This is a genomic window from Phyllobacterium sp. YR531 (genome assembly GCF_000282595.1).
Lineage (GTDB): Bacteria > Pseudomonadota > Alphaproteobacteria > Rhizobiales > Rhizobiaceae > Phyllobacterium.
On sequence record NZ_AKIZ01000005.1, the window covers coordinates 1 to 12,644 of the forward strand.

A 12,644-nucleotide genomic window follows, 5' to 3' on the forward strand; every position below is an offset into this window, starting at 1 on the left:
GCTTTTCCCTCGACCATGACGAGGATGATCTCATTCGATCCTGTCACCTCGCCGATACGTTCACCTTCCCGCAATCGGTAAAGCGAGAAGCCGACATAGCGCCAGCCGGCGGACTGGGCGGTGATCTCGTGCACCTTGCCATGGGTTCCGAAGGGTTTGCGAAGAAGGCTCGACATGTTCCACTCCAATCAAGTCCAGTTCGCCGGGCGATGCACTGGCATGGGTTATCAGTTTACGAGATTCTGCTGGCTGAGGTTCTGGACATAGGCCGCCCGAGCCTTCTCCTGCTTCTCGTTCCGGGTTATTTCCGGCACGGCGACGTCCCACCAATGGCCGCCGCCGGCCTCGCCAGGGCCATGCATCGGATCGGTGTCGATGACGATGACGGTCGGGCGGTTACGGTCGCGCGCGGCGGCGATCTTCGCTTCAAGATCGGCGATGTCCTTCGCCTTCTCGGCGTGAACGCCCATCGCAGCCGCATGGGCAACGAAGTCGATCTCCGGCTGCTCTTCGACGTTGCAGTCTTTATAGAGATTGTTGAACTGCTCGCCGCCGCATCCCATCTGCAGCCGATTGATGCAACCGTAACCGCGGTTGTCGGTGAGGACGACGGTGAAAGGCACACGCCGCATGACGGCAGTGGCAAGTTCAGCGTTCGCCATCATGTAGCTACCATCCCCGACAAAGCAGATGACCTCCCGTTCCGGCAACGCGAGCTTCACGCCCATCGCGCCGGCAAGCTCGTATCCCATGCAGGAAAAGCCGTACTCCATATGATAGCCACCCTGGAATGGCTGCCAGAGCAGCTTCAGAGCACCCGGCATGGTGCCGGCCGCACACATAGCGATGCTCTTTTCGGTCGAGGCACGCTGGACCGCGCCGATCACCTGCGCGTCAGTCGGCAGGTAATCGCCGGATGCATCGACAGGCGCGGCGCAATGGGCGTCGACACGCTTCAGCCATTCGATACGCGCGTTTGCGTCGAAGGCGGAGGCCCTGTAACCATCAAGGGCTACCGTGAGCTTTTCCAGCGCCACACGCGCATCGCTAACCAGGCCGACAGCACCGTGCTTTCCGGCGTCGTAAGGCTGCACATTGATCGAAACGAGCTTGCGTCCGGGCTGACTGAACAGCGCCCAGGAGCCTGTGGTGAAATCCTGGAAACGCGTGCCGACGCCGATCACGAGATCGGCCCTTTCGCAGGTCGCATTGGCCGCCGCCGAGCCATCGACGCCAGCGGCTCCGAAGTTCATCGGATGAGCCTGCGCCAGCGCCGACTTGCCTGCCTGCGTCTCGACCACCGGAATGCCGTGGCGCGTTGCGAACTCACCCAGAGTCTTTTCGGCTTCTGAATAGATGACGCCGCCGCCGCAGAGGATCACCGGATTCTTCCCCGCCTTGATCAGGTTGGCGACGTGGGCCAGTTCCCGTGCGTCCGGCTCGGGGCGGCGAATGGTCCAGACCTTCACCTCGAAGAATTCCTCCGGCCAGTCATAGGCTTCGGCCTGCACGTCCTGGCAGAAGGCAAGCGTCACCGGACCGCATGCCGCCGGGTCCGTCATGACGCGCAGCGCCCGCGGCAGGGCCGTCAGCAACTGCTCCGGGCGCATGATGCGGTCGAAGTAGCGGCTAACCGGGCGGAAGCAGTCGTTGGCCGAGACCGTGCCGTCCTCGAAGTCCTCGACCTGCTGGAGGACCGGGTCCGGGCGCCGGTTGGCAAAGACATCGCCGGGGATGAACAGCACAGGCAGGCGGTTCACATGTGCGAGTGCGGCCGCCGTCACCATGTTCGTGGCGCCGGGCCCGATTGAGGAGGTGACGGCGTGGGCGCGCTTCCTCTTCTTGGCCTTGGCATAGGCGATCGCGGTATGTGCCATGGTCTGCTCGTTCTGGCCGCGCCAGGTGGGCAGGGCCTTGCCGATGCCCTGCAAGGCCTCGCCGAGGCCAGCCACATTGCCGTGGCCGAAGATTGCCCAAACGCCCTCGATGAAGCGCTCGCCCTCCTCGGTCATCTGTACCGAGAGCCAGCGGACCATGGCCTGTGCGGCCGTCAGACGGATCGTCTCCATATCAATTCCTCTTAGCGGCGTTGCGCGCCGCGTCCCAAATTTTGCAAAGGCGTGTAAAGCGACGAGCCATTTCGGTTACAGCCGCCATGTCGTCCATCTCACCCTTGAGCCACGCTCGCGCAACGTTGCCGAAGATGGTACGGCCCACGGCAAATCCCTTTACAAGGTGATAGGATGCCGCAACGTTGAAGGACGCCGCGAGTTCATCCTCGGTGGCGTCGAGGCCAAGCACAACAATACCGCGCGTATTGCTGTCGTTATTTTCAATTGCTGCAATGGTGTTTGTCCACGCTGCCGGCGTGGTCATCGGCTCGAGCTTCCACCAATCGGGGTAGACCCCGATTGTGTAGAACTGTTCGATCAACTGTGCTGTTGTGTGGTCATCGACAGGCGCGACCTTCGACGGGATGATCTCCAGAAGGAACTCAAGACCGTTGCGACGCGACGCCTGATACAGGCGCTTAACCGTTTCTTCTTGTTCAGTACGCATGTCCGCGTCGTCGGTCGGATGGCAGAAGCACAGGACCTTGACTACATTATCTCGTGTCCACTCCTCCAAGCCGCCGCAATCAATTCCGAGCTCTGACTCGAACGATAGTGGGCGTGAGCCCGGCAATTCGCAGGGACGACCGACCCAAAGGCCCGTTCCGGATGCCGCATGCAGCGCGCGCCGACCGATACGGTTGTCGCAGAGGATGCCGTATCCTGGCTGACCGTCCTGAGCCTTGAGTGTAGCTTCGAGGCAGAGTCTTTTGAACGCTCCGCCCTTTTCCACGGTATAGCCGTCCATCTGCTCCAGTTGCATGCGGTGATCGAAGGCGAAGACACGCATGGTCGACCAGTCGTTCGTGCGATTTGTTGACCAGTGTAGTTGTTCCAGTTCCCTGTCGTTACGCAGATCCGGGCGTGTCACGCCACGTTTGAGGAAGAATCTAAGCTCCTCCAGACTGGGATAAGCTGGCGTGCAGCCGTGGCGGCTGACGGCAAAGGCGCCGCATGCATTGGCGTACTCCAGAGCCTTCGCCCAGTTCTCGCCATCGAGCCAACCCTTGAGGAGGCCGGAGAAGAAGCCGTCCCCGGCGCCAAGCACGTTGAACACCTCGATCGGGAAGCCGGGCCCGGATTGTCCGTTATCGAGGCTGTCGGGAATGTCACCCTCGAAGGCGACCGCCCCCTTCGCACCACGCTTGCACACCAATGTCGCATCTGAGACCTTGCGCACGGCGCGCAACGCCTCGATGGTGTTGGTCGAGCCTCCGGCTATGTGAAATTCCTCTTCCGTGCCGACGATCAGATCGAAGAGTTGCAGCATCGACTGCAGCTTGGCGGTAACAACCCCGCTTTCGACGAAGCGTCTCTCACCCTCACCATGGCCGGCGACGCCCCAGAGGTTCGGGCGGTAGTCGATGTCGAGCGCGGTCTTCGCGCCGTGCTTGCGGGCAAGGTTCAGCGCCTTTAGGACAGCCGCCTCCGTACGCGGGTTCGACAGGTGCGTGCCGGTCGCCAGCACCGAACGGGCTTCGGCGATGAAGGCCTCGTCGATGTCGTCCTCGCAAAGCGCCATGTCGGCACAGTTCTCGCGGTAGAAGATCAGCGGGAACTGTTCCTCGTCCCGAATGCCGAGCAGGACGAGCGCTGTCAGGCGCTCAGGATCGGCTGCCACGCCACGAACGTCGACACCTTCGCGCACGAGCTGCTCGCGAATGAAGCGGCCCATATGTTCATCGCCGACACGGGTGATGACGGCGCTCTTCAGGCCGAGCCGAGCCGTGCCACAGGCGATGTTGGTCGGGCTGCCGCCGATATATTTACGGAAGGAGCCCATGTCCTCCAAACGTCCGCCGATCTGCACGCCGTAAAGATCAACGCCAGCACGGCCAATCGTGATCAGGTCCAAAGGTTTATTCATATCGAGACTCTCCAAGTTGTTCGCGACAAGCGCAGGGAGGCATTTTTCAAATTGACGGTCGCCTGTGCACCCTCAAACGAGCGATGGCAAAAGCTTGTCGATCGATTTCTTCGCGTCGCCGTAGAACATCCGCGTGTTCTCCTTGTAGAAGAGCGGGTTCTCGATGCCGGAATATCCGGTGCCTTGGCCACGCTTGGAGACGAAGACCTGCTTCGCCTTCCAGACTTCCAGAACCGGCATGCCGGCGATCGGTGAGTTCGGGTCTTCCTGCGCGGCAGGGTTGACGACGTCGTTCGAGCCGATCACGATAACGACGTCGGTGTTAGCGAAGTCAGCGTTGATCTCATCCATTTCGAGAACGATGTCGTACGGCACTTTAGCTTCGGCAAGCAGGACGTTCATGTGGCCAGGTAGACGACCGGCAACCGGGTGAATGGCGAAACGGACCTGCTTTCCAGCGGCGCGCAGCTTGCGGGTGAGCTCGGCCACGGCCGCTTGAGCCTGCGCAACGGCCATGCCGTAACCCGGTACAATGATCACGGTGCCGGCTTCATTAAGCGCCGCCGCCACGCCCTCCGCTTCGATGGCAGTTTGTTCCCCGATGATCTCCATTTGCGGTCCAGTAGTTGCACCAAAGCCGCCGAGGATAACCGAAATGAAGGAGCGGTTCATCGCCTTGCACATGATGTAAGAGAGGATCGCTCCCGAGGATCCTACCAGCGCGCCTGTGACGATCAGGAGATCGTTGCCGAGTGTAAAGCCGATCGCGGCGGCCGCCCAGCCGGAATAGCTGTTCAGCATGGAAACGACCACCGGCATGTCAGCGCCACCGATGCCCATGATCAGATGATAGCCGATGAAGAACGCTACAGCAGTCATAAGCACTAATATCCGGACATCCGCGCCGCTCAGATACATCAGGAACAGGATCAGCGAGAGAATTGCTGCGCCAGCATTAAGGAAATGCCCGCCCGGCAGCTTCCTTGCCTTGCCGTCCACCTTGCCGGCGAGCTTACCGAATGCGATCACCGATCCAGTAAATGTGACCGCTCCAATGAAGACACCGATGAAGACCTCGACCTTCATGATGACAAGCTCCACCGGCTCTTTGTGAGCGAGGATAGCTGCGAAGCCGGTCAGCGCAGTACGGGCGGTTTCGTCCAAGCCAGCCACGCGGACAGCTTCGACATGGGCATTGAGGCCGATGAAAACGGCAGCAAGCCCAACAAATGAGTGCAATGCCGCGACGAGCTGCGGCATCTCAGTCATCTGCACCCGGCTCGCCACGTAATAGCCGAGAATTGAACCACCGGCGATCATCGAAAGAATAATGAACCAGTTGCCGACGCCGGGGCCGAACACCGTTGCGATAACAGCGAGCGCCATACCGGCAATGCCATACCAGACGGCGCGTTTTGCGCTCTCCTGGCCGGACAAGCCGCCGAGTGACAAGATGAAGAGAACGGCGGCTACGATATAGGCAGCCGATACGATACCGATTGTCATGTGCGATTTTCCTCCCAGATCAGGATTTCTGGAACATGGCCAGCATGCGCCGTGTCACAAGGAAACCCCCGACGATATTGACCGTCGCGATCAGCACTGAAAGTGCCGAAAGTAGCACTACCAGCCAGTTGCCGGATCCGATCTGCAGCAGTGCACCTAAGAGAACGATGCCGGAAACGGCATTCGTTACCGACATCAGCGGCGTGTGCAAAGAATGGCTGACGTTCCAGATGACCTGGAAACCGACGAAACAGGCCAGCACGAAAACGATGAAATGGCTCATGAAGCTTGCCGGCGCATAAGCGCCGACCAGAAGCATGATCATCGTGCCGATGGCGAGCAGGGCGACTTGGTTTTTCGTCTGCGCATTGAAGTTGGCAACCTCTTTGCCACGCTTTTCCTCGGGCGAAAGTTCTTTGGCTTTTTCCTTCGGCTTTTGGGCGGAAATGGCCTGAATCTTCGACGGTGGCGGTGGATAGGTGATCTCGCCGTGATAGGTGACGGTTGCGCCACGGATGACATCGTCTTCCATGTTATGAACGAGGATGCCATCCTTGGCAGGCGTCAGATCGGTCATCATATGGCGAATATTGGTGGCGTAAAGGGTCGAGGCCTGTGTTGCCATCCGGCTGGGGAAATCCGTGTAACCGATGACGATCACGCCATTGTCAGAAACGACACGGTGGTCGGCGACTGTCAAGTCGCAGTTGCCACCGCGTTCAGCAGCAAGATCGACGATGACCGAACCCGGCTTCATGGCCGCGACCATGTCAGCCAGCCACAATTTCGGCGCATCGCGGCCCGGTATCAGGGCTGTGGTAATGACGATGTCGATCTTAGGCGCCAGCTCGCGAAACTTTTCCAGTTGCTTCTCGCGGAATTCCGGCGAGGAGGGGGCAGCATAACCACCAGTCGCCGCCCCGTCCTGTTGCTGGTCGGCGAAATCGAGGAAGACGAATTCCGCCCCCATGCTCTCAATCTGTTCGGCCACTTCCGGGCGTACGTCAAAGGCATAGGTGATGGCGCCAAGCGAGGTTGCCGTGCCGATGGCGGAAAGTCCTGCCACACCTGCGCCGATGACCAGCACTTGTGCAGGCGGCACCTTGCCCGCTGCCGTTATCTGACCGGTGAAGAAGCGGCCAAAATTGTTGCCCGCTTCGATCAGCGCGCGATAACCGGCGATGTTGGCCATGGAAGACAGCGCGTCCATTTTCTGCGCACGGCTGATACGGGGTACCATGTCCATGGCAATGATGTTGGCGCCCTTGTCCCTGGCTACCTCGAGCAGGTCCTTATTCTGGGTGGGGTAAAAAAAGGAGATCAGTGTTTTTTCGGCTGTCAGCCACTCGATCTCCACCGGTTCCGGCGGTCGGACCTTGGCGATTATATCCGCGACCGCATAAAGCGCGTCTGGCGTATCGACTACGGCCACGCCGACCTCTCTATAAGCGTCATCGGAGAAGCCCGCAGCCTTGCCGCTACCCGCCTCGATTAAACACTCGTGGCCAAGTTTCTGCAGCTGGATTGCGCTCTCGGGTGTCATTGCAACCCGTGCTTCTCCGCTCACTATTTCTCGGGGGGTTCCTATACGCATTTTGCGTCCTTGGGGTGCACCGTCTTGCGGGGTGGTTTGCTTGCTTCAGATTTGGATCCCGCCGATAGGCCGCGCAGGGCCCATCGAGCTTGCCTTGTGAATGCGACTAGGCTTGTTCAGGCGATCGTGATTCGCTGCTTTTCTGTTACGGAGCGGGTAGCCGCATCTGCTAAAACCAATGCCGCAAGTCCATCGGCTCCGCTCGGGGTGATTGCTTTGCCAGTCGTCAGCGCGTCGATGAAGGAAGCGATCTCGTTTGCATAAGAACGGGTATAACGATCCATGAAGAAGTTCAGCAGCGGACCCTTGCTGTAGCCGGCCTCGTCACCGATCTCGATGGAAACGGCACGCTGGTTTTCCGCCGAGACCACTCCCTTGGACCCATGCACTTCGACCCTTTGATCGTAGCCATAGGTGGCGCGCCGCGAGTTCGAAATCACTGCCTGTTTGCCGGAGGCAGTTTCCAGGATAACTGTCGCGCTGTCATGGTCACCAATCTTGCCAAGCTCTGGATCGACAAGGACGGAGGCGTGAGCACTAACCGATACCGGTTCCTCGCCAAGCAGGAAGCGGGCCATATCGAAATCGTGGATTGTCATATCGCGAAACAACCCCCCGGAGCGCTTTGCATATTCCACAGGCGGAGCTCCTGGGTCGCGGGAGGTGATCGTGACCATTTCAACCGTGCCGATACGGCCTGAATCGATTGCATCGCGAACAGCTCGAAAATGTGGATCAAAGCGGCGGTTGAAGCCGATCATCAGTTTTGCGTTCGTCTGCTTGACTATCTCTAGCACCTTGCGCGCACGCTCGACGTCGAGGTCGATGGGCTTTTCACAGAAGATTGCCTTTCCGGCTCTTGCAAAGCGCTCGATCAAATCAGCATGTGTATCGGTCGGTGAGCAGATCAGAACGGCATCAATAGAGCGATCAGTTTCGATGTCATCAAGCGATCGATGAGCACAACTCCAATCCCTGCTGAACGCTTCCGCTGCAGCCGGCAGAGCATCGGTGACGGCACTGATCTCCGCTTCCGGGTTTTCGCGAACAGCGCGGGCATGCACCTTGCCAATCCGACCGGCACCGATGAGAGCGAGTTTGATAGTCATTTTACCTCCTGCGAAGCGCCATAAGCTGGTCACTTCGATGATTACGCGTTGGACGATTTGGCGTACGTCACGCCTTACGTTTTTTCTTCTGTCGATAGACGTCGATCACAACGGCCGCGACGATGATCACGCCTTTCACGATTTCCTGATAGAAAGCGTCGATCCTCAGAAACGTGAAGCCCGAGGTCATTGTGCCGAGGATTAGGGTGCCAATAACTGTACCGGTGATGCGGCCGAGACCACCAACGAGAGATGTGCCGCCGATGACAGCCGCAGCGATTGCGTCAAGCTCGTACATGACGCCCATTCCGGCCTGAGCCGTCTGGGCGCGTGCTGCCGTAACAACGCCTGCCAATCCAGCAAGGAGGCCGGCTACCGCATAGACTTTGATAAGATGCGCTTCCACATTGATGCCGGAAACTCGCGCCGCTTGCGGATTGGCGCCGATCGCATAGGTGAATTTGCCATAGCGCGTATAGCGTAGCGCAATATGAAAAATGACCGCAACGGTGAGGAAAACGACGACGGGCCAGATGCCGGTTCCTACGAAAGTGAACTGTTCGGTCAGTCCCGAAACCGGTTGGCCCTTGGTATACCATTTGGAGATACCGCGTGCGGTGACCATCATTCCGAGAGTTGCGATAAACGGTGGAATTTTCGTTTTGGCTATCAGCCAGCCGTTGACGAAACCAGCAGCAAGGCCAATCAGAAGCCCGACCGCGACGGGAACGATGAATGGCATATCAGTCAAAGTGGGATAGAGCGCGCGCGACCATGACGCTGATTGGGCAAAGCTTGCCGCGATCATCGCGGTCATCCCAACAACAGAGCCTGAAGATAGATCGATTCCGCCGGTGATGATGACCTGTGTGACGCCGACAGCGATGATACCGATAACCGAGACCTGCAGGATCATGATCGTCAATCTCTGCGGGTTAAGTAGAAAGCTTTGGCCGATGAATATCCATCCCAGGATTTCGTAGACGAGCGCAATCCCGACCAGTACGAGGAAAATGGTTACCTCGGTTGGCATGCGGCGCTTTCCCGCCCGTCTTTCATATACCGTTGACGGTTTTTCTAGATTAGCGTCCACATTCTCCTCCTCGAGATTGTTGTTTTTCTGCTTGCGGCTACTGCGCCGCGAGTTCCATAATTTTGACTTGATCGGCTTCTGCTCTATCGAGAAAGCCAGTTACATGTCCCTCATGCATGACCATGATGCGATCGCTCATTCCGAGAATTTCCGGCATTTCCGAGGAAATCATGATAACGGCGACTCCGCTTCGCACGAGTTCCGTTACCAATCGGTGGATCTCGGCTTTCGCGCCGACATCGATGCCGCGCGTCGGTTCATCCAGAATGAGTATACGTGGATTGGTCAGAAGCCATCTGCCAATCAATACCTTCTGCTGATTGCCTCCTGAAAGGTTTTCGATCCGCTCTTGAAGATTGGGGGTTTTTACCCTGAGACGCTTCGCCATTCTCTCGCAGCACTCTTCGATCTGCTTCTCCTGGACGAAACCCGCTTTGATGAAGCGATTCTGCAGCACGGCGATCTGCATGTTCTCGAGGACGCTGAGAATGAGCAGGCAACCGGTATCCTTGCGGTCTTCCGTGAGGAACGCCATGCCATTGGCGATCGCTGTCGTCGCGCTATCGATGTTGACCGTCTTGCCATCGATTGCGATGGTGCCAGCAACAGCTGGTGTAACTCCAAAAATCGTCTCGGCGACATTCGAGCGACCTGAGCCGACAAGTCCAGCGATGCCGAAGATTTCGCCAGCGCGAACTTCAAACGACACGTCCTTGAAATAGCAACCATCTGACAAGCCGTTGACGGAAAGAATGACATCCCCGATGGGCACTTCCTCCTTGGGAAACATCTGAGTGATTTCCCGGCCGACCATCATGCGAATGATATCATCGCGCGTAACCTCCCTGGAGGCATGAGTGCCGATGTACCTACCGTCGCGGAACACCGAAAACTCATCGGCGATCTCAAACAACTCGTTCATTTTATGGGTGATGTAGACGATACCGATGCCCTGCGCTCTCAGATCGCGAATGATCTGGAAGAGGTGCCCGACTTCGCGTTCTGTCAGTGCCGATGTCGGTTCGTCCATGATCAGGACGTCCGAGTTATACGAAACTGCTTTGGCGATCTCTACCATCTGGCGGTTCGCAACGGAGAGATACCGGACTTCAGTCTCAGGGTCGAGATCGATGTTCAGTCGCCGGAGCAGGTTGTCGGTCATTCGGTACATTTCCGAATGGTCAACCAGGCCGAAGCGGTTCAGTGGTTCGCGGCGGATCCAGATGTTTTCCGCGACTGTCATATATGGCATCAGGTTGAGTTCCTGATGAATCATTGCGATTCCGCTCTGCAGCGCGTCGAGCGGCGATTCGAGTTGGATTTCCTGACCTTTCAGTCGGATAATGCCCTTGTCCGGCGTGTAGATACCGGAAAGGATTTTCATCAGGGTCGATTTGCCTGCCCCATTTTCCCCCATGAGCGCATGAACGGTGCCGCGCCTGAGTCGGAACTGCACATTATCGAGTGCTACGACCCCAGGGAAATCCTTGCGAACTCCCTCAGCCGACAGAAGATACTCAGCATTCGGCACAGCTCGGCTGGCATGCACCGCCGCCATTGTGGAAGAACTGACAGGCATTTCTCTTCCTCCCGTCAGCGCGCCACTTCGACCCAGGCATTGGTTTTTGCCGAGGCGAAGAGTGCATCCATGACCTTCATGTTGGCTATCGCATCGTCGATTCCGAAGAAGGGGGCGGTTTGGCCACGAATTGCCCGCGAGAAGTTTTCCACTTCCTGTGCGTATTGATCGATTGGCTGGAATGACGTGGTGGAGACATCCGACATATCATGGCTGGGGCTGACGTCGATATCGATGTGGGAAGCTTCTTCGCGTGCCGGCACATACGGTTTTGGGACATCGATAAAGCCACGCTCGCAAACGATGTGCAGTGTTTGCGCAGATGCCATTGCCGTCGACACGGTGAAGCTTGCGTGACGTCCTCCACCGAAATCAAGAATTGCGGAAAGAAACGTATCGACACCGTGACGGTCGAGCTCCGAAACTGCAACGACGCGAAGCGGTTCTTGCTCGAAAACAAATCGGGCGGTCATTGCCGTGTAGCACCCAAGGTCGTAGTTGGCGCCGCCACCAAACTCCGGCCTATTCCGGAAGTCATCGGGATTATTCATAAAGAAGGAAAGCAGCATTTGAGCTGTTTTTGGGGCGCCATATTGGCCGGATCGCAGGATATCGCGCAGCTTTTCCCAACGTGGCTGCTGGCGAACCATGAATGCTTCGCTGATCTTGATCTGCGGCGGCACAGACCGGAGTTCAACAGCTTCGCTCGCTGTTAGAGCGATAGGCTTTTCACACAAAACGTGCTTGCCGGCCTTTGCCGCCTTGAGCGCCCATTCAACGTGAAGATGATTGGGAAGCGCAATATAGATCGCTTCCACGGCAGGATCGGAGATGACATCTTCGTAGGATCCATAAGGTCTGGGGATTTGGAATTGGTCTGCAAGGTTTTGGGCACGTGAGAGATCGCGCGCGCCAACAGCATACGGTACACACCAACTGCTGGAGATCATACCGGGAATGGTTTTTGCTGTTGCAATTCTCGCTGCGCCTAAGATGCCCCAGCGAACCGGGTTCTGTTTCTTATCCATTAAAACCTCACGTTAATAAAAGGTCACGGGTTGCGATGTTTATGCGGAATCAACCGCCAACACCGCAACCCGCCTGGGAGGAGCTTAGTTCTTGCTCTCGTATTCGGAAAGATTTTCAGGGGTTACCAACTCGAACGGAATCCATACAGTATGTTCAACCTGTTCGCCGGCAATCATTTTCAGAGCTGTCTCGACGGCGCCACGTCCCTGCCCGGCCGCGTCCTGGAAAATAGTGACCGCGAGATCTTTCGCCTTCATGGCAGCCAAAGCATCCTGTGTCGCATCAATTCCGCCCACGACGATCTTACCTTCGCCGACGCCGACAGGCTTATTAACCGCTTTTAGCGCCTGAATCGCGCCAAGGGCCATTTCGTCGTTGTTCGCGATTATAGCGTTGGCACTCAAACCGGCGCTCAGCCAGTTGGTGACAAGGTCGGTACCAGAGAGGCGAGTCCACTTGCCAGCCTGCTTTTCCACGACCTTGATTCCCTCGCATTCGGGCTTCTTCAGGACGTCTTCCGCCGACTGGGTGCGCTGGCGGGCTGCCTCATAGGCAAGATCACCCATAATGATTGCAACTGTCCCCTTGCCGTTCAAGAGCTTGCAGACCTGGGTCATTTGCAGCATTCCGGCCTGCTTTTCATCACTGCCTACGAAGCTAACACCCGAGTCAGGCAGCGTCTCGAGCGGTTGACGATTGACATAGATAAGTGGAATTCCGGCTGCAGTCGCAGCTGCCGTAATCGGCTGGGGGGCC

10 protein-coding genes are annotated in these 12,644 nt (G+C 57.7%); all 10 read right to left on the bottom strand.

Going from position 1 to position 12,644, the window contains the following annotated elements; genetic code table 11:
- On the bottom strand, positions 1–176 hold a 176-nt coding region (locus PMI41_RS02545), incomplete at its 3' end, for a 5-deoxy-glucuronate isomerase (RefSeq protein WP_008121462.1).
- Positions 177–227: 51 nt separating this feature from the next.
- Positions 228–2,069 (bottom strand): 3D-(3,5/4)-trihydroxycyclohexane-1,2-dione acylhydrolase (decyclizing), encoded by a 1,842-nt coding sequence (gene iolD, locus PMI41_RS02550; RefSeq protein WP_008121464.1) that lies wholly within the window; start codon positions 2,067–2,069, stop codon positions 228–230.
- A 1-nt stretch (position 2,070) separates the two neighbouring features.
- Positions 2,071–3,978 carry a 5-dehydro-2-deoxygluconokinase gene (gene iolC / locus PMI41_RS02555; RefSeq protein ID WP_008121466.1) on the bottom strand — a complete coding sequence of 636 codons (1,908 nt, stop codon included), beginning with the start codon at positions 3,976–3,978 and terminating at the stop codon, positions 2,071–2,073.
- Positions 3,979–4,050: 72 nt separating this feature from the next.
- Positions 4,051–5,484: an NAD(P)(+) transhydrogenase (Re/Si-specific) subunit beta gene (locus tag PMI41_RS02560; protein ID WP_008121468.1), complete on the bottom strand. Its 1,434-nt coding sequence runs from the start codon at positions 5,482–5,484 to the stop codon at positions 4,051–4,053.
- Positions 5,485–5,503: 19 nt separating this feature from the next.
- On the bottom strand, positions 5,504–7,078 hold the full coding sequence (locus tag PMI41_RS02565; RefSeq protein WP_008121471.1) for a Re/Si-specific NAD(P)(+) transhydrogenase subunit alpha: 1,575 nt from the start codon (positions 7,076–7,078) through the stop codon (positions 5,504–5,506).
- Positions 7,079–7,194: 116 nt separating this feature from the next.
- The gene (iolG, locus tag PMI41_RS02570) at positions 7,195–8,187 is read right to left on the bottom strand and encodes an inositol 2-dehydrogenase (RefSeq protein WP_008121474.1); all 993 of its coding nucleotides are present in this window, start codon (positions 8,185–8,187) and stop codon (positions 7,195–7,197) included.
- A gap of 67 nt (positions 8,188–8,254) precedes the next feature.
- Complete coding sequence (locus PMI41_RS02575) at positions 8,255–9,220, bottom strand: ABC transporter permease (protein WP_052025819.1); 966 nt, start codon at positions 9,218–9,220, stop codon at positions 8,255–8,257.
- Positions 9,221–9,317: 97 nt separating this feature from the next.
- Positions 9,318–10,859: a sugar ABC transporter ATP-binding protein gene (locus tag PMI41_RS02580; RefSeq protein WP_008121477.1), complete on the bottom strand. Its 1,542-nt coding sequence runs from the start codon at positions 10,857–10,859 to the stop codon at positions 9,318–9,320.
- A gap of 14 nt (positions 10,860–10,873) precedes the next feature.
- Positions 10,874–11,887, bottom strand: coding sequence for a Gfo/Idh/MocA family oxidoreductase (locus PMI41_RS02585; protein WP_008121479.1), 1,014 nt, complete (start codon positions 11,885–11,887; stop codon positions 10,874–10,876).
- 84 nt (positions 11,888–11,971) lie between these two features.
- A partial coding sequence (locus PMI41_RS02590) for a substrate-binding domain-containing protein (RefSeq protein WP_008121481.1) occupies positions 11,972–12,644 on the bottom strand: 673 nt, incomplete at its 5' end.

Bases quoted from the DNA above. Each gene is read 5' to 3' on its own strand.
- iolG (WP_008121474.1), bottom strand. From the start codon at position 8,187: ATGACTATCAAACTCGCTCTCATCGGTGCCGGTCGGATTGGCAAGGTG.
- PMI41_RS02560 (WP_008121468.1), bottom strand. From the start codon at position 5,484: ATGACAATCGGTATCGTATCGGCTGCCTATATCGTAGCCGCCGTTCTC.
- iolC (WP_008121466.1), bottom strand. From the start codon at position 3,978: ATGAATAAACCTTTGGACCTGATCACGATTGGCCGTGCTGGCGTTGAT.
- PMI41_RS02565 (WP_008121471.1), bottom strand. From the start codon at position 7,078: ATGCGTATAGGAACCCCCCGAGAAATAGTGAGCGGAGAAGCACGGGTT.
- iolD (WP_008121464.1), bottom strand. From the start codon at position 2,069: ATGGAGACGATCCGTCTGACGGCCGCACAGGCCATGGTCCGCTGGCTC.
- PMI41_RS02585 (WP_008121479.1), bottom strand. From the start codon at position 11,887: ATGGATAAGAAACAGAACCCGGTTCGCTGGGGCATCTTAGGCGCAGCG.
- PMI41_RS02575 (WP_052025819.1), bottom strand. From the start codon at position 9,220: ATGCCAACCGAGGTAACCATTTTCCTCGTACTGGTCGGGATTGCGCTC.
- PMI41_RS02580 (WP_008121477.1), bottom strand. From the start codon at position 10,859: ATGCCTGTCAGTTCTTCCACAATGGCGGCGGTGCATGCCAGCCGAGCT.